Here is a 20,764-nt window from a genome sequence, read left to right on the forward strand (position 1 = left end):
AGCGCAAAAACTTGATCAAATTAATCTCGCATAATGTGACCGGGCCCAGAACTCGGCATCCAACGGGAGATCAACATGAAGACACCCCTCATTACCCTCACCGCGACCCTCGCGCTGACTGCGGCGGCGGCATCGGCCGAAGAAGTCCGGGTCTATAACTGGTCCGACTATATCGACGAAGCACTGCTGGAAAAGTTCGAAGCAGAAACCGGCATCAAGCTGATCTATGATGTGTTTGACAGCAACGATGTGCTCGAAACCAAAATGCTCGCGGGCAATTCCGGCTACGATGTCGTCGTGCCCACCGGTGCCTTCCTGCAGCGTCAGATCGCAGCAGGCGTGTTTCAGAAGCTCGACAAAGGTCAGCTCAGCAATATCGGCAACATGTGGGATGTGGTTGAGCAGCGCACAGCCAACTACGATCCAGAAAACGCCTACTCCATTAACTACATGTGGGGCACCACGGGCATTGGCGTGAACCTCGGCAAAGTCAAAGAGGTGCTGGGTGAGGATGCGCCGATTGGATCGCTCGATCTGATCTTCAACCCCGAAAATATGGAGAAGCTCGCGGAATGTGGCGTTCACATTCTGGACGCTTCCGATGAGATGATCCCGGCGGCGCTGGCGTATCTGGGCGAAGATCCCACCAGCCAAGACAAAGATGTGATTGCCAAGGTTGAGCCACTCTTTACCGCAATTGCACCCTACGTTCAGAAGTTCCACAGCTCTGAATACATCAATGCACTTGCCAATGGAGATATCTGCGTGGCGATGGGCTGGTCCGGGGACATTCTGCAGGCACGTGATCGTGCATGGGAAGCAGAAAACGGAGTTGAAATCGCCTACAATGCGCCATCCGAAGGTGCGCTGATGTGGTTTGACCAAATGGCCATTCCAGCAGATGCGCCAAATCCGGAAGCGGCGCATAAATTCCTGAACTTCATCATGGAAGCGCAGAACATGGCAGATGCTTCCAACTATGTTTACTACGCGAACGGCAACCTCGCCTCACAGCCGCTCTTGGCGGAAGACGTGATTGGTGATCCGGCGATCTACCCAGATGAGGCAACGCTCGGAAACCTCTACACAGTGTCTCCGTATCCTCCGAAAGTGCAGCGTGTTGTGACCCGTCTCTGGACGAAGATCAAATCCGGCACCTAAGAACAAAGTGACCACAGGCTCGCGTCTTTGAGGCGCGGGCCTCTTTCTGCATTCGTGAGTTCGCCTCCTGCCACTTCGGAGACCGCCATGGCGCTTGATGCCTTTGCCCCTTGGGAAGACCCAACAGCAAAACCCCTTATCCAGTTTCAAAACGTTACCAAGCGGTTTGGCGATTTCACGGCGATCGACAATCTGAATGTCGACATTTTTGAGCGTGAATTTTTTGCCCTGCTTGGGCCTTCGGGCTGTGGCAAAACAACGATGATGCGCATGCTTGCGGGTTTTGAAACGCCAACCGAGGGCAGCATATTGCTGGCTGGTCAAGACATCGCACCAGTGCCGCCAAACAAGCGCGCAGTGAATATGATGTTTCAGTCATATGCGCTGTTCCCGCATCTGAGCATTTGGGAAAACATCGCCTTTGGTCTGCGTCGTGATCGGATGCCCAAAGACCAGATCGCCGCGCGCGTCGAAGAGATGCTGCGCCTGACACGTTTGGACAAATTTGCGCGGCGCAAGCCACACCAAATCTCTGGTGGCCAGAGACAGCGCGTGGCGCTGGCCCGGTCCCTCGCCAAAGCGCCCAAGCTTCTCTTGCTTGATGAGCCACTTGGCGCACTCGACAAAAAGCTGCGTCAGGAAACGCAGTTTGAACTGATGGACATTCAGGAAAAAACCGGCACCACCTTTGTGATTGTGACCCACGATCAGGAAGAGGCGATGACTGTTGCCAGCCGCGTTGCGGTGATGGACCACGGAAAAATCATTCAAGTGGCCACCCCTGACGTGATCTATGAGGCTCCGAACTCCACCTATGTTGCTGACTTTATTGGCGAGGTGAATTTGATCACGGGCAAGGCGGATCCGAAAGGAGATGTCCTTCAAATGCTCTGGGCCGAAGCCCAGCCTGCCATCGTTGGTGCGCCGCTTGAGGGGGCGCAGGCGGGGCAGGATCTGCACTACGCCATCAGGCCAGAAAAAGTCTCTATTTCAGCTGAAAAGCCCGTTGAGGCCGCCAATGCCGTGCAGGGCAAAGTGCTTGATATCGCCTATCTCGGAAACATCTCGACTTACCACGTGGAGCTCGCGGGGGGGCAGATCATCAAAGCCCAGGCTGCCAACAACCGCCGTATCTCCCGACGCGCTTTCACTTGGGAAGACGATGTCTGGCTCAGCTGGACCGCCACAGCCGGCGTTTTTCTGGAGCGCTAACTGATGCGTCGTCTTCTGATCGCCATCCCTTACGTCTGGCTTTTGGCACTCTTCATTGTGCCATTCCTGATCGTTTTCAAAATCTCCCTCTCTGACACAGCCATCGCGATCCCGCCTTACACGCCAACGCTGGATATTTCGGCGGGCTTTGGCGCGATCAGAGAGTTCTTCGCGGAACTCGACTGGGAAAACTACATCTGGCTGACCGAAGATGACCTCTATTGGAAAGCCTATCTCTCCAGCCTGAAAATCGCGCTGATCTCCACCTTCCTGACGCTACTGGTTGGCTATCCCATCGCCTATGGGATGGCGCGGGCGCCTGAAGAATGGCGCGCCATGCTTTTCATGATGGTAATCCTGCCGTTTTGGACAAGCTTTCTGATCCGTGTCTATGCATGGATGGGCATTCTCAGCCAGGAAGGCTACCTCAACCAGTTCCTGCTGGGCATCGGTGTCATCAGCGAGCCTTTGGTGATCCTGAACACCAATATCGCCGTCTACATCGGCATCGTTTACACCTATCTGCCTTTCATGATCCTGCCGATCTATGCCGCTTTGGAAAAGCTCGACATCAGCCTCTTGGAGGCCGCCGAAGACCTTGGCTGTTCACGCTTCTCTGCTTTCTGGCTGATCACCGTGCCGCTCTCCAAACAGGGCATCATCGCAGGCAGTTTCCTGGTCTTTATTCCGACTATTGGTGAATTTGTGATCCCCTCTTTGCTGGGTGGCTCGCGTACGCTGATGATCGGCAAAGTGCTGTGGGAGGAGTTCTTCTCCAACCGCGATTGGCCCGTCGCCAGCGCTGTGGCAGTTGTCTTGCTGCTCATCCTGATCATCCCCATCGTGCTCTTCCAGCGCAATGAGCAGAAGCAGCGGGAGGCAGGCAGATGAGACAGATGTCTTGGTTCAACGTCACTTCGCTGACTCTCGGCTTTGTGTTCCTTTACCTGCCGATGGTGATCCTCATCATCTTCAGTTTCAACGAAAGCAAACTCGTCACTGTTTGGGCTGGATTCAGTACAAAATGGTATGGCGAGCTGATCAACAACCGCGCGTTCCTGGATGCAGCCTGGGTCACTCTTAAGGTTGCTTTCATCAGCTCCACATTGGCCACCGTATTGGGCACCATGGCGGCCATTGTTATGGTGCGCGCTGGGCGCTTTCGCGGACGCACGCTGTTCTCCGGCATGATCTACGCACCGATGGTGATGCCAGAAGTCATCACCGGCCTGTCACTCCTGCTGCTGTTCATCAGCCTTGGCATGGACCGCGGCGTGTTCACGATTGTGCTTGCGCATACCACTTTTTCGATGTGCTACGTCTCTGTGGTGGTCAGCTCCCGTCTCGTGAGCTTTGATCAATCGCTCGAAGAGGCCGCGTTGGATTTGGGCTGCACGCCGGTGGAAGCCTTCCGCCTTGTGACCCTACCGATTATCGCCCCTGCTGTGATTTCGGGTTGGCTTTTGGCCTTCACGCTATCGCTTGATGATCTGGTCATTGCGTCGTTCACCTCCGGACCTTCTGCCACAACGTTGCCGATGAAAATCTGGTCTTCTGTGCGCTTGGGTGTCAGCCCGGAAATCAATGCGCTTTCAACCATCATGATCCTGGTGGTCACCATTGGTGTGGTGACAGCGTCTTTGATCAACAAGCGCAATGTGGTGCGTCAACGGCGGGATGAGGCGGCCGCGGCCAAGTCGGCATGAGCCGGATCTGCGATCCATTTGCCTATGGCGATGGACCGCTAAAAAGCTGTTTTTGGGCTGAAACAGTCTCTAAATTTGAGCGGGTCCCGCTCAACGAGACTGCCAGTGCCGACGCGGCCATCGTCGGTGCAGGTGTGACAGGCCTCAACGCCGCGCTACACCTCGCAGAGGCTGGTGTGTCCGTCGCTGTGCTGGATGCGAAACAGGTTGGTTGGGGCGCTTCCGGCCGCAACGGAGGCTTCTGCTGCTTGGGTGGTACAAAAGCATCCCACAGGACGCTTGAAAAGCGATTTGGTCAGGTCGCTCTGTCGGACTATCTCCAAGCTGAACGTGCGGCGGTGGAGCATGTCGAGCAGCTCCTGTCGCGCTTCGGTTGGGATGTGGATCGACATTCCGAAGGTGAAACGCTGCTTGCGCACAATGCTCGTGTTTCTCAGACTTTTCCTGCTGAAGCCGCTGCGTTTGAGCAAACATATGGCTTGAAAGCGCAGGTGACTCATCAGTCAGAGCTTGCGGCGCAGGGGCTGGGCACCAGTTTTCATGGTGCGCTCACGCTGCCAATTGGCTTTGCGCTCAATCCGAGAAAATACCTTCGTGGTCTCGCAGGCGCAGCAGAGGCGGCTGGCGCAAAGATCTACAGTGACACGCCTGTCAGGGAGACCGAGTACAAAAACGGGTTTTGGCATCTGACCACCCCGCAGGGACAGCTCACCGCAAAGAAACTTGTGGTCGCCACAAATGGCTACTCCAGCGAGCATATTCCACCATGGCTTGCGGGGCGCTTTTTGCCCGCGCAATCGAGTATCCTTGTCACCCGTCCGCTCACCTTGGCTGAGCAAAAGGCGCAAAGTTGGACCTCTGCACAGATGGCCTATGACAGCCGAAATCTGCTGCACTACTTCAGGCTCATGCCAGATGGCCGGTTTCTATTCGGAATGCGCGGTGGTCTGGCCACGTCGAGACCTGCACATGAGGAGATTCGCACCCGTATCAAGCGTGAATTCGCACAGCTTTTTCCTGCATGGAAAGACGTGGAAACGCCATATTTCTGGGGTGGCTTCGTGTGTTACAGCCGCGCCCAAACACCTTTTGCCGGAAAGGTCCCTGGGGCAGATGATCTATTTGCCGCCTTCGCCTTTCACGGAAATGGCGTCGCTATGGGGAGCTATGCTGGTTTGCTCCTTGCTCAGGAGATTCTGGGAACCGGAACGCATCGACATCCGGAGATAATGCGCGGCACGCCCCAACGCTTTCCCCTTGGGCGCGCACGCAGGTTGCTGATGTACCCGACTTATCTCTACTACGCCTTCAAAGACCTTTGAAGCGCGGCCATTTCAAGCTGTAAGCCATCGCGATATTCCGGTTGCCCGCGTTCCATCTGCCATAGGCAATAGGCAGCGCTTCTGGCGTGATAAAACGGCGCCAAAGATCGGTAACGCGTCGCGGTCGTTGCGTCATCATATGCGTCAGAAAATGTCTCTATTTCAGCCTGATTGAGAGGTTTTCCGCGATACAGGAACTGCATCGCCGGGGAGAGGAAAATTGCAATATCTTCGCAGGGATCACCAATCGCCGGACATTGCCAATCTATCAGGTGCAAGCCTTTGTCGTTTTCGATCAGGTTTCCCGGCACGATGTCGCTGTGCAAGAGCGCTTGTCGTCCGCTTGGGGCGATGTCTCGCGCCGGCAGCTGTGACAGCAGATCAGGCGGTTGAGAGCAGCGCGATAGAATCGACTCAATTTGGGTGCGAAGCTCAGATGATCCATCGGGCACCTGCCGCAAACCGGTAGGGGGCGGGATGCGATGCAAATCAAGCATCAGCGCGGCAACCGCCCTTGTATCTGACTTCCAAACGCGCCCGGGCAAATGCTCATAAACATTGCACTGACCATCTTCCGCTTCAAACGAAGCACAGAAGTGCGGCGCCATAGGATGTGTCGCAAGTATTTTTAACAGCTGGGTTTCCGCTGCCGGGTCATTTGGGAAAAGCGGGTTCTGAGCGGCACCCCGATAGAGTTTCAGGACCACATCCGGCGCGCCCTCACAGATCCCGTGCCATGCCATATTAGTTCGTCCACCAAACAGAGGCTTCCAAGAGGATGGGAGCGGCGTATCTGGCAATGCCCGCGCGAAGGCTGCAATCACAGATGCAGAGGGGGAGGGGGCAAAAACAGGCAGCGCGGCGTTCCTTTTCAGAGCGCCGCGACGCTAATTCACGTCCGTGTCAGGGGCAAGCCTCAGCTTGGCTGGCGCAGGGACAGGACTTTGTCAGATGCAAACTCAACGCCGCCCGGAGCAATGAGAACCACTCCATCGGTGCCGGTGCGGGCTTCCGTCACCCGGGCATAGACATCAGCGCTGACGGTATCGAGCAACTCGTCTTTCGCGTAACTCTCTGTTTCAAAACTGTAGAGGCCATTGGCAAATGGTTTGCCTGAATTGTCTACACCGGACCAGTCCAGCGTGTCCGCCTTGGGATCAATGGTGAAACGCTGAACTTCTGCGCCATTGGCGTTTTTTACCACCAAATAGGCTTTGTCTGCCTGCGCATTGGCGTTTGGCACGACCTCAATTGGCGCGCCTGAGAAATGCGCAGGTGCGTTCACGCGGGCGTCCATGCCAACCCAATTGGTCAGACCGCTCAGCCCCATCGCGTTCAACTGCGAGCCGAGATTGGTCAGCAGCGTGTTGGTCAGGGTCTGCTGTTCCACGGTTGAGAATTGCGCCAACTGCGTGGCGAATTCGGTAGAGTCCTGTGGATTCAGCGGATCCTGGTTCTGCATTTGAACCGAAAGCATGCGCAAAAAGGTCTCAAAGTCAGAAGAGAGCGCGGTTTCATTCTGATTTGCAGCCACTGCATTGGCCGCGGTTGCGGCGCGTGATGGGGCTGCGCTGGTCGAAGAGGTTACGGCGTCCATAGGATTCTCCTAGATGCGGATGTCAACGCCGCTGCTTGCGGCTGAGAGTTGCGAAGTTTGTTGTGCGGCCAAAACAGGAGCGGCGTCAGTTTGGGCAGAGTCACCGTGAGATAATTCACCCTGTCCGCCGCCACCTTGGCCAAATTCGTTGTTCATTTGGGCCTGTTGGTCGGAAGCGTTGCTGCCACCTTGTTCAAAGGAGAAAGATACATCCTGATAGCCCATCTCCATGAAGTCTTTGCGCAGCAGGTCCATATGGCGGCGCATCAATTCAGTGGTTGCCTGGCTGTCCGCGCTGATGGTCACGGCCATCACGCCGCCGGTCTCCGCCATCGACATGCGCACTTTGCCAAGCTCCGGGGGATCCATTGTCAGTTCGATCAGATTTTTGTCGCTGGTCTTCACGGCATCTGCGATCTGGCGCACCACATAGGCCGGGTTCGGAGCGCTGTTGGCAAGACGGGCCTGAGAGGCCGCTTCCTGCGCGCTCATGATTCCGCGTGGGCTGATGCTGTTTTCTTCCAGAGCGGCAGGCAGCGCTGATTCTGCTGCTTGCCCGAGGTTGGCTTCACCACCCTTGACCAAAACCGATTGGGACCCTGCCTGTACCTGTTCCATAATGGCACGTGCCTGCATTTGCTGAGTGGTGGAAACCGTTGGTGTGCTCGGTGCGTCCAGTTTGGCGGTCGGCGCCTCTGCGTCCGCTTCGACTTCCACATCTGATTTAACCGGGTTGCGCGTTGCAGCGGTCTCAGAGGCGGCTTCCGGCAGTGCCTTTTGGGTAGTTGCAAGCGCCGCGTTGGCAGCCTGAGCCTGCGATGGTTGGGTGCCTTTGTTGCGCACCTGAACTTGCATTGGGTCAAGTCCTTCAGGCGTCTCGGCTGCCAGTTTGGCTGCTTGGGAGTCAGAGAGTTGCGCCGATTCACCTGATTTTGCGGTGGCCGCAATTTTGGTTTCATCGATGAGCGGTTTTGCGGCGGTGGCGGTGGCTTGGGCCTGTGCGGCTGTAGTTGGTGCCTCGGCTTTGGCGGTGGCCGCGGTGCCTTCTGCGGGGTGCGCCATTCGCATCATCGCAGCGTTTTCAGAAGCGTTTACCGCCGCACGTTTTTCGACGCCGCGCATTTGAACTTCCGGCTCCGACTCGCTCGGCTCTGCCGTTTCGATCGCAGTAAAGTCCGCCTCTTCAGGCGCTTCTTTCTCGGAGTTTGATTTGCTCTGCTTGACCTGCGATTCGCCTTCTACCGGCGCATCCTCAGCTTGGTCCGCGCGTGCCTCTCGCGATTCATGGAGATCGTCAGAAGGCCGGTCATCGGCACTGTTCATATCGTCGTAAACATCAGAAAAAACATTGTTTTCCTGGCGCGCATCAGCGCTTTTCTTGGGGGCTGCGGCTGCCGTGTGGGCAGGCTGCGGCGCGAGTAAAGGCAGGTTCAACATTGGGCCTCCGGGAATTCTTCCACCGCAAAACCCCTACCTCAGCTTTCCTTACCACTTCTTTACCGTCCTCGGTCACAACGGAAAAACATGCACAATCCGCGAGGCAAGAAATGCTCCACACAACGGCCCCAGTCGCGGTCCCGGTTGCGCCCAGTGCTCAGCCGATCCGCCCTCTGCCCACCGCTCAGGAGGAGGCGCTCCGCAGCGCCGCCAATGAGCTCGAAATCACCTTTCTCTCTGAAATGCTGAAATCTGCCGGTCTGGGCAAAACCAGCGAATCTTTTGGCGGTGGCGCTGGCGAAGACCAGTTCTCTTCCTTTCTGCGTCAGGAGCAGGCTCGCGCCATGGTCGCCTCGGGCGGGATTGGCCTGTCCGAAGCTTTCTTCAACGCCCTAAAGGAGCGCGCCGATGTCTGATGATGTGACCAATGATCTGATCGATTCTCTGACCTCCCTGCTGGAGGATGAGCGCACCGCCTTGATTGAAGGCAAGCTTGATGCGCTTGAAGGTCTGCTCACCCGCAAGGAAGCGTTGTTTGAAGAGCTCGAAGAGCAGCAGGAAGAAGATACGATCGACCCCGAATCCCTTGCACCTCTGCAGGATCTTTTTCGCCGCAACCACGCACTTCTGGAATCGACTCAGAAGGGTTTGCGCGCAACCACAGAGCGCATGGGCGCAATGCGCCGTGTGCGCACATCTTTGGAAACCTACACCAACACAGGCCAGCGCCATGCTGTTCAAATGAGCGCCGGTCAACGTGTTGAAAAGAGGGCATAAATCAGCCTCTCGCAAGTTTAGTTAAAATGCCAGTGATTGCGGGGTTCGTGTTTAGGAAAGCGTTAGCACTTATCCCGCCATGTTGAACCCGCACTCCACAGAGAGTGGCACCGATCCGGAGACCCCGGCGGTACATGTCAGAATGACGTTCAGGAGCGCTCCCGCGAAGGAGCGCAAAATACAACCCGGCGCAAAAGCGCCATTTATATTAGGTATAGGAAAGCCATGACCAGCCTTCTGACAAACAACGGCGCAATGGTTGCGCTGCAAACCCTGAAATCCGTGAACGCAAGCCTTTCCGAGACTCAGGGCCAAATCTCCACCGGTAAAAAAGTGGACAACGCCAAGCAAAACGCAGCTGTTTGGGCGATCTCCAAAACCATGGAATCCGACGTAAGCGGTTTTGAATCCATCTCTGAGAGCCTGTCTCTGGGTGAATCTACCGTTGCGGTTGCTCGCCAGGCAACTGAGACCGTAAACGACCTGCTGGGTCAAATCAAAGATCGCGTCATCTCCGCAACAGGTGACAACGTGGATCGCGACAAACTGCAGCGCGAAGTTGTTGAGCTACGCAATCAGATTGGATCTGTGGTTGGCGCGGCTCAGTTCAATGGTCTCAACCTGGTTGATGGTTCAGTCACACAAACTAACGTTTTGTCTTCTCTGGATCGTGACTCAAGCGGTAACGTGACTGCATCCAATATCACTGTGCAGGCTCAATCCCTTACTCGGACCGGCTACGTGGCAAATGACGTCTTTGATGACGGTAGCACAACCGCTGGTTCCAACATCTCTGCTGCAAGCGACTCGTTTGCGATTTCGCTGGACGATGGCGGTGGAACGGATGATATCGCGATTACTGACGGTGCGAACGCATGGGCAGCTGGCGATAAAATTACACTTGCCATTGGCGACAAATCTGCCAGCTATACGATTCAAGCTGGTGATCTGGTGAATAGTGCCGCTAACACCATCGATATGGTTGCAACCGGTCTGAAGAGCGCAATCGATGAACTCGGCATTGCTAACTTCGAAGTTGAGTATGACCCTGCTAACGCGGGTGAGCTGGTATTCACCAACAACGGCACAGAGACGTTGAGCGTTAGCGGCAGCTACCAAAACGCGGCTGCTGGTGGCCTTTCGGGTCTCGACTCGATCGACATCTCCACTCAGTTGGGTGCAACTAACGCACTGTCTGCGATTGAAGGCATGATCCAAAATACCATCGATGCCGGTGCAGCGTTCGGTACTGTTGAAAGCCGCATCAGCACTCAGAACGACTTTGTGTCTAAACTGACAGACTCGATGAAATCCGGTATCGGCGCTTTGGTCGATGCGGATATGGAAGAAACCTCTGCACGTCTGCAGGCGCTTCAGGTTCAGCAGCAGCTGGCGACCCAGTCGCTGTCTATTGCGAACCAGGGCCCACAGCAGCTGCTGTCCCTCTTCCGTTAATGGATCTGGGTGGGGGCGCAAAACGCGCCCTCACTTCCATTAAATAATCTTTTTGTCTCGCTTATCAGGGAATTCTGACGTGACTCCAAATGTTCTAGCAAAACGCACTTACGGCCAAGCATCGGCCCCAACCAGAACTGCGGGGAAACTCGAATACGATGTGATCGCACGCATCACCCACAAGCTTAAAGAAGCAGCAAAGCAAGGCAAACGGGGCTTTCCCGCACTCGCCGAGGCTATTCATGAAAATCGCCGCCTATGGACCATGTTGGCGCGTTTTGTTGCCGATGGTGGCAACGGTTTGCCAGAACAACTTCGCGCCCAGATTTTCTACCTTGCCGAGTTTACAGATCATCATAGCACCAAGGTGCTGGCGGGCGACGCCAATGTACGCCCCCTTCTTGAAGTCAACACCGCCATTTTGCGCGGTCTTCGAAGTGGAGCAGCAGCAGCATGAGCGGCCTTGTTCTTAAATTGAGCCCGAAAGAGCGGGTTCTGGTCAATGGAGCAGTGATTGAAAACGGCGATCGCCGGTCTCGTCTCTCCATTATGACCCCAAACGCTAACATCCTGCGCCTGCGGGATGCCATTCACCCCGAAGAAGCCAACACTCCGGTGCGGCGAGCCTGCTATTCCCTGCAGCTCGTGTTGTCCGGTGACGCAGATGCCGATGAGGTGGAACGCACTCTGCTGCGCCACATCGAGGATCTCAGTCAGGTGTTCACCGACAGTGACAGTCGGCGTCAGATCGGATTGGCGACAGAGGCCGTGATCGGCGGACGCCACTATCAAGGCCTCAAAGCGCTGCGGTCACTGCTGGACCGTGAGGAACGCCTCATGGCAGTTGCACGCCAATGACTTTTCAGCCGATTGTCGTTGGCAGTGGTCTGGTTGCATGGAACTTCATGCAACGGACCATGGAGACTCAGACCAATGCGTTTGAGAACTCATTTATCGTCAAACGCGATCTCGACTATTTTGCCGAAAACATTGGCAATGTTGAGACAGCCGAAGACCTCGTCAACGACCGTCAGCTTCTCACAGTGGCGCTGGGTGCCTTTGGTCTTGATGACGACATCAACAACAAGTTCTTCATCCAGACCATCCTCCAAGAGGGGTCTCAGGCCAATGATGCTTTGGCCAACCGTTTGGCCGACACGCGGTATCGCGAGTTTGCCGAAGCTTTTGGTTTTGGTGACTTGGGTGGGCCTTGGCACAAAACGCCGGGCTTTGCGGAGAACATTCGAGAAGATTTTGTGGCGCGTCAATTTGAACGCGCGGTGGGCGATCAGGATGAAAATCTGCGCTTTGCCATGAACGCAGTGCGCGAATTGGATGACATAGCGCTCTCCGGAAGAAGCGATGATACCAATTGGTTCACAGTGATGGGCAATCCGCCTTTGCGTCAGGTGTTCGAAACCGCCTTTGGCTTGCCGTCAGAGTTTGGGGCACAGGACCTCGACTCCCAGTTGAACACTTTCCGTAGCCGCCTTGAGAAACTCACAGGCGATGGCGAAATTTCTCAGTTTGTATCAACGACCGCTCGTGACGAAATTGTGCAACGCTTTTTGCTGATGTCTGAGATCAACAATGTCTCCGTCGCAAGCTCCGGACAGATCGCTCTGACCCTTTTGTCCTACTGATCTGAAAGACCGACAAGGCACATACGCGATACAGCTGCGATAACGACGCAATACAGACGCGATACCGACGTCCCAAATCCCTGAAAAAGGCGCGCTCTGAGGCGCGCCTTTTCTGTGTTTAGACACCGCGTGCGCCTGCGCGTCTCAGCAGCAATGTGAGCTTGGCAAAGGCGTTGTCAATGGACGCGCTCTGGCCATCTCCAAGGTAGGAATCCAGTTCTGGCCAGGCGTTGATTGCCACATCCAAGGCCGGATCAGACCCGGCGGAGTAAAGCCCTGCGCGGATCATTGTGGCGGATTGTTCATAGGCGCCCAAAAGCTTGCGAGCCTCTGTAATCACTGCATTTTCTGTTTGTGTGGCACAGTGCGGCAAACTCCGTGACACTGATCTCAGAAGGTCTACAGCGGGGTAGCGGCCGCGCTCAGCGATCTTGCGATCCAAAACCACATGCCCATCCAGCACCCCCCGCAAAATATCCGCGATGGGCTCATCCATATCGGAACCGGCCACCAGAACACTGAACACACCGGTGATATCGCCTTGCCCTTCCAGCCCGGGACCGGCGCGTTCACACAGTGACATGATCATATGAGAGGTCGATGGCGGATATCCCCGCAGCGCGGGCATTTCTCCGGCGGCGACGGCGACCTCGCGGTGAGCTTCTGCGAATCGGGTAATCGAATCTGCCATGAAAATCACATGCTTACCCTGATCGCGGAAGTGCTCTGCCACACTCATCGCGGCGAGAGCGCAACGCCTGCGTACGAGCGGCGATTGATCAGATGTGGCGGCGACGACGATGGAGCGCTTAAGCCCTTCAGGCCCCAAGACATGCTCCACAAATTCCCGAAGTTCACGCCCTCGTTCCCCAACCAGCGCTATGACGGCGATGTCACCTGTCATGTGACGTGCGAATTGCCCCATGAGGCTCGATTTGCCGACACCAGATCCTGCAAACAAACCAATACGTTGGCCCTTCACGATCGGCAGCATCGTATTGAAGACCGCCATCCCGGTTTCAAGTCGGCTGCCAAGTGCCCGTCGCGCCGCCGCAGGTGGGGGCGGGTTTTTCAGGGGGCGCATTTCCGGTCCACGTAACAGAGGTTTTCCGTCAATCGGGTTTCCGTAAGGATCAATGATCCGCCCGATCCAGGCATCCGAAGGCGCGATCCCGATCTGGTCGCGCAACGCGACGCGATCTCCAATCGAAACGCCATCCGGTGCCGCGTCAGGTAACATTGTCATATCGTTGCTATGCAACTGTATGACTTCACCGGAAATTCTGCGCTCATCCTGAAGTGTAACTTCAAGCAAATCTCCGATTCGCGCGACTTTGTTGAGGCCGCGCACCCTCAAAAGATTGCCCTCAACCGCGCTTACACGGCCTATGTCCTTGATTGGGCGCACTCTTTCAAGTTCCGCGCCAAGGCTTTCTAGCCCTTTTGTGTCCATTGGATTCTCCAAAGTTCCTACGAAACACTTTCTAAAGGAATCAGGGTTAAGCCTTGCTTTAAGCAGTTCGAGGGAGAAGCCCCGATGTTCAAATCATTGGACGTTTTCAAAGCCGCCCATGCCATGGGCAAACATGCAGCCGCACGACAGACCGTCGTAGCGCAGAACATGGCGAATGCGGATACCCCGGGTTATCAAGCCCGCGATATCAAACCTTTCCAAGAGATTTATCAGAATGATGGCGGTAGCGGCACCATGCGTGCAACCCGCGCTGGTCATCACGGTAGCAGCTTAGAGGCCTCTGACATGACTCCAGGTCTCTCCACTGCAGAAGTTTCCCCCAACGGTAACAGCGTTTCTGTCGAAGAAGAGATGCTGAAAGCGGTGGAAATCAAGCGCCAGCATGATCGTTCGGTGGCGATTTACAAATCCTCCATGTCTGTCCTGCGCACAGCCATCTCGCGTTAATTCACAAGGTATCTGATCTATGAGCGACTTCGGTACAGCCCTAAGTGTCACCTCCTCTGGCCTACGTGCACAGGCCGCGCGCCTGCGTCACGTCTCTGAGAACATCGCAAACGCTGATACACCCGGGTATCAGCGTAAAACTGTTCAATTCGAAGCCGATACGGCTGCGCGCGACGGGCGCGTCTCGGTTGGTCCGGTACAGCTTGATCGTTCGGAAGGTCAGCAGATTTATGACCCCAGCCATCCAATGGCGGATGGCACCGGGAACTACATGAGCTCCAACGTTGATATGATCATCGAAATTGCGGACGCGCGCGAGGCGCAGCGCAGCTATGAAGCCAACCTAAAAATGTTCGACCAGACGCGACAGATGTCTTCGTCGCTCATGGAACTTTTACGCAAATAACAAGTGAATAAGGAGAGCCAGAATGGATGTCCGTACAGTACTCGCCGCACAGAAATACACCGCTTCCAAGCCGGCAACCGGCCCCGCGGAAAATGCTCAAGGTGGCAATGCGCTATTTGGTCTGGCGAAAGACTTCGCCGCGACCCTGCAGGAAAGCGAGCAGGTGTCCATGCAGGCCATGACCGGCAAAGCGGATCCGCACACGCTGGTCCAAGCGTTGGCTCAGACCGAGCTGGCCGTCGAAACTGCCGTGACCGTGCGCAATAAGGTCGTGGAAGCCTACCAAGAAATTCTGCGCATGCCCGTCTGATGCTGGAGCAAGCCATCTTCTTTGACACGCTGCGCCAAGGTCTTTGGGTTGCAGTTTTGATCTCCACGCCGATCCTGGCTGTGGCGCTGATCTCTGGTGTGGCAGTTGGCTTGTTTCAGGCTTTGACATCCATTCAGGAAATGACGCTGACATTCGTGCCCAAGGTTCTGTGCATCGTCATCATTTTCTGGGCGACCATGGGTTTCATGGTGCAGACGCTCGTGTCGTTTTTTCAATCAAACATTATCCCGCTTGTTGTCGGAGGCTGACTATGGATAACGCCGGTTACACCACACTGACCCGTCAATCTGGTCTGAAACGAGAAATGACTGTATTGGCCAATAACATCGCCAATGCGGCGACAACGGGCTATCGCGCAGAGGGTATCACCTTCTCGGAATTCATTAAGTCTGCGCCGGGGACTGAAAGTATCTCGATGGCTGCTGCCAATGTGCAGACGACGTCGCTTGAGCAGGGCGCTCTGAAAAAGACCGGTGGCAGCTTTGATTTCGCGGTCGAAGGTACAGGCTTTTTCCTCATTCAGACTCCTGAAGGGGAACGACTGACTCGTGCAGGTGCTTTTACACCAAATGAGAATGGTGATTTGGTCACCATGGATGGCAACCTGGTTCTGGATGCTGGCGGTGCGCCGGTCTTTATTCCACCAGATGCCAAGGGCGTTGATGTGGCCTCAGACGGTACGCTGAGTGTTGATGGTCAGCCGCTTGGGCAGATTGGTCTCTATCGACCGACGAATCCGCTCGATCTCAGACGTGAGTCGGGCACTCTGTTTGAAGCGCCGGATGGATACGAACCCATCGAAGATGGGCGTATTTTGCAGGGCTTCTTGGAAAGTTCCAACGTCAATCCGATCAACCAAATTTCGCGCATGATCGAGGTGCAACGCGCCTATGAGATGGGTCAAACCTTCCTCGACAATGAACACAACCGCATTCGCGACGCGGTAAAAACACTAGTCAAGTAACCAGAGGAATTTGCCATGCGGGCCCTTACGATTGCAGCCACAGGTATGAGCGCACAGCAGCTGCGTGTCGAAACCATTTCCAACAACCTCGCCAACATGTCGACCACTGGCTACAACGCACGTCGCGCTGAATTTGCCGACTTGCACTACCAGCAAGTATCGCGGGCTGGTGCGATCAGCGCCTCTGACGGGTCTGTTCTGCCGACGGGTGTGCAGGTCGGTCTAGGTGTGCGCCCATCCGCGATTTCCGTTCAGCTCGAACAGGGCTCGTTGTCCAACACCGGTGGTGACCTTGACGTGGCCATCGAAGGCAAAGGCTATTTTGAGGTGGCACTGCCTTCCGGACAGTCTGCGTATACCCGCGATGGTGGTCTGAAACGCAGTGCTGACGGTCTGATCGTGACATCCGATGGCTTCCCTGTGGCGCCTCAGATCACGATCCCCGAAGATGCGCGGAGTATTTCCATCAACGGTGATGGTGAAGTCTACGCGTATTTCAACGACTCCCCTGACGCTGAACTCTTGGGGCAGTTCTCTCTGGCCAACTTCTCAAATGCGAAAGGGCTCGAGGCGATTGGTGGAAACCTTTTCCTTGAAACCGAGGCGTCTGGCGCTCCTGCCGTGTCCGACCCGGGGCAAGATGGTCTGGGGACCATTCGCCAAGGCTTCCTTGAGGACAGCTCCGTGGATGCTGTACGCGAAGTGACCGAGCTGATTGAGGCGCAACGTGGCTACGAAATGAACGCCAAAGTTATCACCGCGGCCGACCAGATGATGGCTGCCACAGCGCAGGTAAGATAAAATGAAACGCATCCTTGCAGCTCTACTTTTGGTTTGTGCGGCGCCGGTTTCGGCTGAAATCGTTGTGGCGACCCAAACCATCCGAGCCAATACCATCGTCACTGCCGACGCTGTTGGTCTCAAACAGGGTGATGTCGCCGGGGTGCATTCTGACCTGGAAGCCGTCATCGGGCTCGAAGCACGGAAAGCGATCTATCCCGGCCGCCCCGTGCGACTTGGCGATGTTGGTGCGCCGGCATTGGTCGAGCGCAACCAAATCGTGACGCTCAGGTACAACTCGGGAGGTCTCGAGATTCTAACCGAAGGGCGCTCTTTGGCGCGTGCAGGTGCCGGAGAGGCTTTGCGCGTCATGAATATTGGATCCCGGTCAACCGTTACCGGGACTGTAATGCCGGACGGCAGCGTCCACGTGTCTAACTAAAGGAAGAGAATGGTGCGTCTTTTTTCAGCAGTTCTCGTGATCTCAGCGCTGGCCATGTCTGGGTGCGCGCGTATGGATCACATCGGCAAAGCGCCTAGCTTTACGCCGACCACGAATAATCAAGAGCACTATGCGATGATGAATCCACCGCTGCCGGCTCAAACCAACGTATCCCGGCGCTCTGACAGTGCCTCTCTTTGGAGTGGCAATAAGCAGTCCCTGCTTGGCGATCGCCGTGCCGCGCAGCGTGGCGACATTCTGACTGTTGTCATTGAGGTGGATGAAGAAGCTGAAATCGACAATGAAACCGAGCGTAACCGCAGCGGCTCTGAAAGCCTGAGTGTTCCGCAGCTGATCGGCATCCCTCAGCGCGTCAACGACAGGCTGCCAGACGGCGCAACGACGGATCCTTTGGTGGATCTGACCTCTACAAGCAGCAGCAGCGGCGATGGCTCTGTGAAACGTAGCGAAAAACTCACGCTCCGCGTAGCCGCAACAATCGTGGATGTGCTGCCAAATGGGGTGCTTGCCATCCAGGGTACGCAGGAACTCCGTGTGAACTTTGAGCTTCGGGAGCTTCTGGTTTCTGGATATGTGCGACCAGCCGATATTTCTCGTAAAAACGAGATCACTTTTGACAAAATCGCGTCGGCGCGTGTCTCTTACGGTGGCCGTGGGCAGATCACCGACGTGCAACAACCCCGTATTGGACAGCAAGTCCTCGATGCTGTGCTGCCATTCTGATCGAGGTCTCCCATGAAAAAACTTCTCCCAATCATCATGTTGCTCGTCGGTGTTGGCGCGGGTGTGGGGGCAGGGCTTGCCCTGCGCCCGGCGCCTGAACCTCCGGCCAAGGATGCAGAGATGGCTGAAGGCGCCGAACACGTCGAAGAGCACGACATGAAAAAAGAAATGAAAAAGGAAGAGAAGGCTGACGGCCCACCAAAGGGGCGCGAATATGTTGAACTGGTTGACCAGTTCATCATCCCGGTCGTGAACGACAGTTCTGTCACCTCGCTGATCTTGATCACACTCACGCTGGAAGTTGACTCCGGCGCCACGGAGCGGGTGTTCCAGGCCGAGCCACGTATTCGAGGCGCGTTGCTGCAAGCGATGTTTGATCACGCAAATATTGGCGGATTTAATGGCGCTTTCACAAACTCAAGCAAGCTTGAGCCGCTTCGTCAGACCTTCGTAGAGGTGGCGCAAAAAGTGTATGGCGACGAGATTTCTGACGTCTTGATCGTGCAAATTACCCGCCAGGACGTGTCGTAAGAGGCAGGGGTACTCCCTTCTAACGACGACAAAAAAAGAACGCGCCGAGCAATAGCTCTGGCGCGTTTTTTATCCGCAGTTGAGCTTGGTTTCCATAACGGCTTCGATCAGCGCGGTTTGCCGCGCTTGGCGGCGTTTGCTTTCTGCATCTTCAAGCAAGGTCTGCATGACATCTGCTTTGCCGAAGTGCTTTTGCAGTTCCCGAAACGCCATTTCCTTGCGCACCAAGACATTGGCGAGCTGGTGGTTCAAGATTTTGCGGTTGCGGCCAATCCAGTTGTTCCATGCCAGATCGCCACCCGTCATACGCAAGGCGCTGTCATGGCGCATCGTTTCGCGCCCGTTTTTCTCTTGCTCGGTGAGATCATTGAGCAAGCCGCGTAGCTTTGTTTCTTCAGCTTGTACGACTTGCATGGCGGCCTGTGCCTTTTGGTAGCGGGCCTGAGTGATCACATTCAGTTCTTTCAAATCGTCGCTCATACCCGTCCTTTCGCGCGTTGGCGCATGGCATCTGCAAAGCGTATGGCTGCAGCCACCGCCGCATATTGCTCAACCGGAATTTCCTGACCGATCTCTACAATCGCATGCAATGCGCGCGCCGTTGGGGGATCCCGGTGGATTGGAATGGCGGCTTCTTGCGCTTTTTCCCTGATGCGTGCAGCGATTTCATCGACACCCTTGGCAACGCAAACCGGAGCTTCGCCAGGGAGTCGCGACCATTTGAGCGCAACGGCATAATGTGTCGGGTTAACGATGATCACATCTGCCTCCGGCACGTCCGCCAGCATCTGGTTCATCGCGATTTCCTGACCTTTCTGGCGGCGCTGTTGTTTCATATGTGGGTCGCCCTCAGATTCTTTCTGCTCGTCGGTCATCTCTTTGCGGGTCATCATGTTTTTGCGGATGTGTTCGGCGCGCTGCCAGAAATAATCCACAGCTGCGATAGAGGCAGCGACGATGATCACGATCATCAAGAACTCGAGCATCAGCCGCCCAAGCAAGGCCGGTACCATGATGGCATCGAGCTGGATCGAGGAGGCCATTTCAGGCATCCGTATGTTCAAGAAGATACCGAGGCAAATCGAGTAGATCGCAAGCTTCGCAAAGCTTTTCGCAAATTCAAAAAGCCCATTGCGCCCGAATTTGTTTTTGGCATTCGAAATTGGGCTGATTTTTGAAAGCTTGGGCTGAATTTTTGAAGGGGCGAAGATAAAGGCGTTCTGAGCGATGATGCTGAGGATCACAGCGATCATCGGGATCACGAACCATGGTGCCACGGCCCAGATCATTTCCAGCATGATGCCGCCAATAGGCGCGGAAGGACTGCCTTCAAAAACCAGCGGTGCGATGGATTCTGCCTGATCCAGAAGAATCATCAGACCATTTCCAGCCGCTTTGATGGTGCCTGCACCCACAGCCAGAAAAGCCAGTGTGATACCCAGATATCCTGCGGCGACCGATACATCGGCAGATTTTGCGATTTCACCCTTTTTTCGCGCCTGATCCAGCTTCTGCTGGGTTGGCTCAAAGGACTTTTCGCTGTCGTCGTCCTGACCGCCTCCGCTCATCTCAATCCCTCAACTGGGTTGATCATGAAACCCTGGAGCGCCCCCCACCAGAGTGCTAAGAGCGCTGGGGCGACAAGAAACAGAAGAAACAGGCCGCCTGCCGTAATGAGTGGCGCACCAACAAAGGCCACCATCAGCTGTGGCATGGCGCGGTTGATAACACCGAGCATAAGGTTGTAGATCGCTGAAATGATCACAAAAGGCGCAGCCAGTCGGAACGCCATGGCAAAAGCCGACGAAACCTGAGGAACGCCCCATTCGGTCATAATTTCGCGCGCGGGGAAAACGCCCGCTGGAAACAGAATGTAAGATCCGATGAGAAATTGCGCGACATAGACGTGGAGGCCCATGGTCACCGCAAGCGCGGTGCCGCCAAGAGCCAGCACGTTGCCGACGGCGGGCAAGGGTTCACCAGAAGCACCGCCAAACAATTGGGCCAGCGAGGTGGATTGGCCTGCAATGGTGCCTGCGGTTTGTAGGGCAAAGACGAACATACGTACCGAAATGCCCATCAACAGACCAATCAAACCTTCGGTGGCGGTATACCTCGCGATTTCACCAACGCCGGGGGGGGCGGTTTCAAAGACTGGCACTGCCGGGGCAATGATGGCGGTGAATGCCAGAGCCACGCCAAGCTTGATCCGCGGTGGAACGCTGGTTTCGCCAAAGGCCGGCAATACAGACACCGCTGCGCCAACCCGCAAAAATACGAGAAAACCATGCCAGAGCATGGTTTCCGTCATATTCATTAGCGCGAGCGCATTTTC

The 20,764-nt window shown here is 55.6% G+C and carries 27 protein-coding genes; 20 read left to right on the forward strand and 7 right to left on the reverse strand.

The window, feature by feature from the left end; translation table 11 throughout:
* Positions 1-75: 75 nt before the first annotated feature.
* The 5 genes from J7412_RS01675 to J7412_RS01695 all read left to right on the forward strand — a co-directional run bounded on the left by J7412_RS01675 (position 76) and on the right by J7412_RS01695 (position 5,401).
* On the forward strand, positions 76-1,161 hold the full coding sequence (locus J7412_RS01675; RefSeq protein ID WP_209076443.1) for a polyamine ABC transporter substrate-binding protein: 1,086 nt from the start codon (positions 76-78) through the stop codon (positions 1,159-1,161).
* An 87-nt stretch (positions 1,162-1,248) separates the two neighbouring features.
* Positions 1,249-2,373, forward strand: coding sequence for an ABC transporter ATP-binding protein (locus J7412_RS01680; RefSeq protein ID WP_209076445.1), 1,125 nt, complete (start codon positions 1,249-1,251; stop codon positions 2,371-2,373).
* A 3-nt stretch (positions 2,374-2,376) separates the two neighbouring features.
* Positions 2,377-3,264, forward strand: coding sequence for an ABC transporter permease subunit (locus J7412_RS01685; RefSeq protein WP_209076447.1), 888 nt, complete (start codon positions 2,377-2,379; stop codon positions 3,262-3,264).
* Positions 3,261-4,079 (forward strand): ABC transporter permease, encoded by an 819-nt coding sequence (locus J7412_RS01690; RefSeq protein ID WP_209058375.1) that lies wholly within the window; start codon positions 3,261-3,263, stop codon positions 4,077-4,079. The genes J7412_RS01685 and J7412_RS01690 overlap by 4 nt, the downstream gene beginning before the upstream one ends.
* Positions 4,076-5,401, forward strand: a complete 1,326-nt coding sequence (locus J7412_RS01695) for an FAD-binding oxidoreductase (RefSeq protein ID WP_209076450.1) — start codon at positions 4,076-4,078, stop codon at positions 5,399-5,401. The genes J7412_RS01690 and J7412_RS01695 overlap by 4 nt, the downstream gene beginning before the upstream one ends.
* Here the strand turns inward: J7412_RS01695 and J7412_RS01700 are convergent.
* The 3 genes from J7412_RS01700 to J7412_RS01710 form a co-directional block, all read right to left on the reverse strand.
* Positions 5,380-6,225, reverse strand: coding sequence for an aminoglycoside phosphotransferase family protein (locus tag J7412_RS01700; protein WP_348540450.1), 846 nt, complete (start codon positions 6,223-6,225; stop codon positions 5,380-5,382). The genes J7412_RS01695 and J7412_RS01700 overlap by 22 nt on opposite strands.
* A 92-nt stretch (positions 6,226-6,317) precedes the next feature.
* The gene (locus J7412_RS01705; RefSeq protein ID WP_209076454.1) at positions 6,318-6,998 is read right to left on the reverse strand and encodes a flagellar hook capping FlgD N-terminal domain-containing protein; all 681 of its coding nucleotides are present in this window, start codon (positions 6,996-6,998) and stop codon (positions 6,318-6,320) included.
* 9 nt (positions 6,999-7,007) lie between these two features.
* A complete protein-coding gene (locus J7412_RS01710; RefSeq protein WP_209076457.1) occupies positions 7,008-8,435 on the reverse strand; it encodes a flagellar hook-length control protein FliK in 1,428 nt (475 codons plus the stop codon).
* Between the two features lie 110 nt (positions 8,436-8,545).
* On the opposite strand from J7412_RS01710, the gene J7412_RS01715 reads away from it, so the two are divergent.
* The 6 genes from J7412_RS01715 (at position 8,546) to J7412_RS01740 (ending at position 12,310) form a co-directional block, all read left to right on the forward strand.
* Positions 8,546-8,851, forward strand: a complete 306-nt coding sequence (locus J7412_RS01715) for a rod-binding protein (protein ID WP_209058385.1) — start codon at positions 8,546-8,548, stop codon at positions 8,849-8,851.
* Positions 8,844-9,212, forward strand: a complete 369-nt coding sequence (locus tag J7412_RS01720; RefSeq protein ID WP_209076459.1) for a flagellar biosynthesis protein FlgN — start codon at positions 8,844-8,846, stop codon at positions 9,210-9,212. The genes J7412_RS01715 and J7412_RS01720 overlap by 8 nt, the downstream gene beginning before the upstream one ends.
* A 225-nt stretch (positions 9,213-9,437) precedes the next feature.
* Positions 9,438-10,667 carry a flagellin gene (locus J7412_RS01725; protein WP_209076462.1) on the forward strand — a complete coding sequence of 410 codons (1,230 nt, stop codon included), beginning with the start codon at positions 9,438-9,440 and terminating at the stop codon, positions 10,665-10,667.
* Between the two features lie 79 nt (positions 10,668-10,746).
* On the forward strand, positions 10,747-11,124 hold the full coding sequence (flaF, locus tag J7412_RS01730) for a flagellar biosynthesis regulator FlaF (RefSeq protein ID WP_209076464.1): 378 nt from the start codon (positions 10,747-10,749) through the stop codon (positions 11,122-11,124).
* On the forward strand, positions 11,121-11,525 hold the full coding sequence (gene flbT / locus J7412_RS01735; protein ID WP_209058393.1) for a flagellar biosynthesis repressor FlbT: 405 nt from the start codon (positions 11,121-11,123) through the stop codon (positions 11,523-11,525). The genes flaF and flbT overlap by 4 nt, the downstream gene beginning before the upstream one ends.
* Positions 11,522-12,310, forward strand: coding sequence for a DUF1217 domain-containing protein (locus J7412_RS01740; RefSeq protein WP_209076465.1), 789 nt, complete (start codon positions 11,522-11,524; stop codon positions 12,308-12,310). Before flbT ends, J7412_RS01740 begins: the two co-directional genes overlap by 4 nt.
* A gap of 118 nt (positions 12,311-12,428) precedes the next feature.
* Here J7412_RS01740 and J7412_RS01745 read toward each other — a convergent pair whose 3' ends face one another.
* Entirely contained in the window at positions 12,429-13,763 is a 1,335-nt protein-coding gene (locus J7412_RS01745; protein WP_209076468.1) for a FliI/YscN family ATPase, read from the reverse strand.
* Positions 13,764-13,847: 84 nt separating this feature from the next.
* Here J7412_RS01745 and J7412_RS01750 point away from each other — a divergent pair, with 84 nt between their 5' ends.
* The 9 genes from J7412_RS01750 (at position 13,848) to J7412_RS01790 (ending at position 18,429) form a co-directional block, all read left to right on the forward strand.
* Positions 13,848-14,231: a FlgB family protein gene (locus J7412_RS01750; RefSeq protein WP_209076470.1), complete on the forward strand. Its 384-nt coding sequence runs from the start codon at positions 13,848-13,850 to the stop codon at positions 14,229-14,231.
* Positions 14,232-14,250: 19 nt separating this feature from the next.
* The gene (flgC, locus tag J7412_RS01755; protein ID WP_209058400.1) at positions 14,251-14,637 is read left to right on the forward strand and encodes a flagellar basal body rod protein FlgC; all 387 of its coding nucleotides are present in this window, start codon (positions 14,251-14,253) and stop codon (positions 14,635-14,637) included.
* Between the two features lie 22 nt (positions 14,638-14,659).
* Positions 14,660-14,947, forward strand: a complete 288-nt coding sequence (gene fliE, locus J7412_RS01760) for a flagellar hook-basal body complex protein FliE (RefSeq protein WP_209058401.1) — start codon at positions 14,660-14,662, stop codon at positions 14,945-14,947.
* Entirely contained in the window at positions 14,947-15,216 is a 270-nt protein-coding gene (locus tag J7412_RS01765; RefSeq protein ID WP_209058403.1) for a flagellar biosynthetic protein FliQ, read from the forward strand. The genes fliE and J7412_RS01765 overlap by 1 nt, the downstream gene beginning before the upstream one ends.
* Positions 15,217-15,218: 2 nt before the next feature.
* Complete coding sequence (locus J7412_RS01770; protein ID WP_209058404.1) at positions 15,219-15,932, forward strand: flagellar hook-basal body complex protein; 714 nt, start codon at positions 15,219-15,221, stop codon at positions 15,930-15,932.
* 15 nt (positions 15,933-15,947) lie between these two features.
* Positions 15,948-16,733: a flagellar basal-body rod protein FlgG gene (gene flgG / locus J7412_RS01775; protein ID WP_209058405.1), complete on the forward strand. Its 786-nt coding sequence runs from the start codon at positions 15,948-15,950 to the stop codon at positions 16,731-16,733.
* 1 nt (position 16,734) lies between these two features.
* Positions 16,735-17,154 carry a flagellar basal body P-ring formation chaperone FlgA gene (gene flgA / locus J7412_RS01780; protein ID WP_209058406.1) on the forward strand — a complete coding sequence of 140 codons (420 nt, stop codon included), beginning with the start codon at positions 16,735-16,737 and terminating at the stop codon, positions 17,152-17,154.
* A gap of 9 nt (positions 17,155-17,163) precedes the next feature.
* Positions 17,164-17,898 (forward strand): flagellar basal body L-ring protein FlgH, encoded by a 735-nt coding sequence (gene flgH, locus J7412_RS01785; protein ID WP_209076472.1) that lies wholly within the window; start codon positions 17,164-17,166, stop codon positions 17,896-17,898.
* A gap of 120 nt (positions 17,899-18,018) precedes the next feature.
* Entirely contained in the window at positions 18,019-18,429 is a 411-nt protein-coding gene (locus J7412_RS01790; protein ID WP_247743720.1) for a flagellar basal body-associated protein FliL, read from the forward strand.
* A gap of 69 nt (positions 18,430-18,498) precedes the next feature.
* Here J7412_RS01790 and J7412_RS01795 read toward each other — a convergent pair whose 3' ends face one another.
* Genes J7412_RS01795 through J7412_RS01805 form a run of 3 tightly spaced genes read right to left on the reverse strand, consistent with a single transcriptional unit; the run spans position 18,499 to position 20,746 of the window.
* Entirely contained in the window at positions 18,499-18,909 is a 411-nt protein-coding gene (locus J7412_RS01795; RefSeq protein WP_209076476.1) for a hypothetical protein, read from the reverse strand.
* Entirely contained in the window at positions 18,906-19,997 is a 1,092-nt protein-coding gene (locus tag J7412_RS01800) for a flagellar type III secretion system protein FlhB (protein WP_209076479.1), read from the reverse strand. Before J7412_RS01800 ends, J7412_RS01795 begins: the two co-directional genes overlap by 4 nt.
* Positions 19,994-20,746 (reverse strand): flagellar biosynthetic protein FliR, encoded by a 753-nt coding sequence (locus J7412_RS01805; protein ID WP_247743721.1) that lies wholly within the window; start codon positions 20,744-20,746, stop codon positions 19,994-19,996. The genes J7412_RS01800 and J7412_RS01805 overlap by 4 nt, the downstream gene beginning before the upstream one ends.
* Between the last annotated feature and the right edge of the window lie 18 nt (positions 20,747-20,764).

Source organism: Shimia sp. R9_3, from assembly GCF_017743755.1.
GTDB lineage: Bacteria > Pseudomonadota > Alphaproteobacteria > Rhodobacterales > Rhodobacteraceae > Shimia.

Excerpts from the sequence above, each read along its gene's own strand:
- J7412_RS01675 (WP_209076443.1), top strand. The coding sequence starts at position 76 with ATGAAGACACCCCTCATTACCCTCACCGCGACCCTCGCGCTGACTGCG.
- J7412_RS01680 (WP_209076445.1), top strand. The coding sequence starts at position 1,249 with ATGGCGCTTGATGCCTTTGCCCCTTGGGAAGACCCAACAGCAAAACCC.
- J7412_RS01685 (WP_209076447.1), top strand. The coding sequence starts at position 2,377 with ATGCGTCGTCTTCTGATCGCCATCCCTTACGTCTGGCTTTTGGCACTC.
- J7412_RS01690 (WP_209058375.1), top strand. The coding sequence starts at position 3,261 with ATGAGACAGATGTCTTGGTTCAACGTCACTTCGCTGACTCTCGGCTTT.
- J7412_RS01695 (WP_209076450.1), top strand. The coding sequence starts at position 4,076 with ATGAGCCGGATCTGCGATCCATTTGCCTATGGCGATGGACCGCTAAAA.
- J7412_RS01705 (WP_209076454.1), bottom strand. The coding sequence starts at position 6,998 with ATGGACGCCGTAACCTCTTCGACCAGCGCAGCCCCATCACGCGCCGCA.
- J7412_RS01710 (WP_209076457.1), bottom strand. The coding sequence starts at position 8,435 with ATGTTGAACCTGCCTTTACTCGCGCCGCAGCCTGCCCACACGGCAGCC.
- J7412_RS01715 (WP_209058385.1), top strand. The coding sequence starts at position 8,546 with ATGCTCCACACAACGGCCCCAGTCGCGGTCCCGGTTGCGCCCAGTGCT.
- J7412_RS01720 (WP_209076459.1), top strand. The coding sequence starts at position 8,844 with ATGTCTGATGATGTGACCAATGATCTGATCGATTCTCTGACCTCCCTG.
- J7412_RS01725 (WP_209076462.1), top strand. The coding sequence starts at position 9,438 with ATGACCAGCCTTCTGACAAACAACGGCGCAATGGTTGCGCTGCAAACC.
- flbT (WP_209058393.1), top strand. The coding sequence starts at position 11,121 with ATGAGCGGCCTTGTTCTTAAATTGAGCCCGAAAGAGCGGGTTCTGGTC.
- J7412_RS01740 (WP_209076465.1), top strand. The coding sequence starts at position 11,522 with ATGACTTTTCAGCCGATTGTCGTTGGCAGTGGTCTGGTTGCATGGAAC.
- J7412_RS01745 (WP_209076468.1), bottom strand. The coding sequence starts at position 13,763 with ATGGACACAAAAGGGCTAGAAAGCCTTGGCGCGGAACTTGAAAGAGTG.
- J7412_RS01750 (WP_209076470.1), top strand. The coding sequence starts at position 13,848 with ATGTTCAAATCATTGGACGTTTTCAAAGCCGCCCATGCCATGGGCAAA.
- flgC (WP_209058400.1), top strand. The coding sequence starts at position 14,251 with ATGAGCGACTTCGGTACAGCCCTAAGTGTCACCTCCTCTGGCCTACGT.
- fliE (WP_209058401.1), top strand. The coding sequence starts at position 14,660 with ATGGATGTCCGTACAGTACTCGCCGCACAGAAATACACCGCTTCCAAG.
- J7412_RS01765 (WP_209058403.1), top strand. The coding sequence starts at position 14,947 with ATGCTGGAGCAAGCCATCTTCTTTGACACGCTGCGCCAAGGTCTTTGG.
- J7412_RS01770 (WP_209058404.1), top strand. The coding sequence starts at position 15,219 with ATGGATAACGCCGGTTACACCACACTGACCCGTCAATCTGGTCTGAAA.
- flgG (WP_209058405.1), top strand. The coding sequence starts at position 15,948 with ATGCGGGCCCTTACGATTGCAGCCACAGGTATGAGCGCACAGCAGCTG.
- flgA (WP_209058406.1), top strand. The coding sequence starts at position 16,735 with ATGAAACGCATCCTTGCAGCTCTACTTTTGGTTTGTGCGGCGCCGGTT.
- flgH (WP_209076472.1), top strand. The coding sequence starts at position 17,164 with ATGGTGCGTCTTTTTTCAGCAGTTCTCGTGATCTCAGCGCTGGCCATG.
- J7412_RS01790 (WP_247743720.1), top strand. The coding sequence starts at position 18,019 with ATGGCTGAAGGCGCCGAACACGTCGAAGAGCACGACATGAAAAAAGAA.
- J7412_RS01795 (WP_209076476.1), bottom strand. The coding sequence starts at position 18,909 with ATGAGCGACGATTTGAAAGAACTGAATGTGATCACTCAGGCCCGCTAC.
- J7412_RS01800 (WP_209076479.1), bottom strand. The coding sequence starts at position 19,997 with ATGAGCGGAGGCGGTCAGGACGACGACAGCGAAAAGTCCTTTGAGCCA.
- J7412_RS01805 (WP_247743721.1), bottom strand. The coding sequence starts at position 20,746 with ATGAATATGACGGAAACCATGCTCTGGCATGGTTTTCTCGTATTTTTG.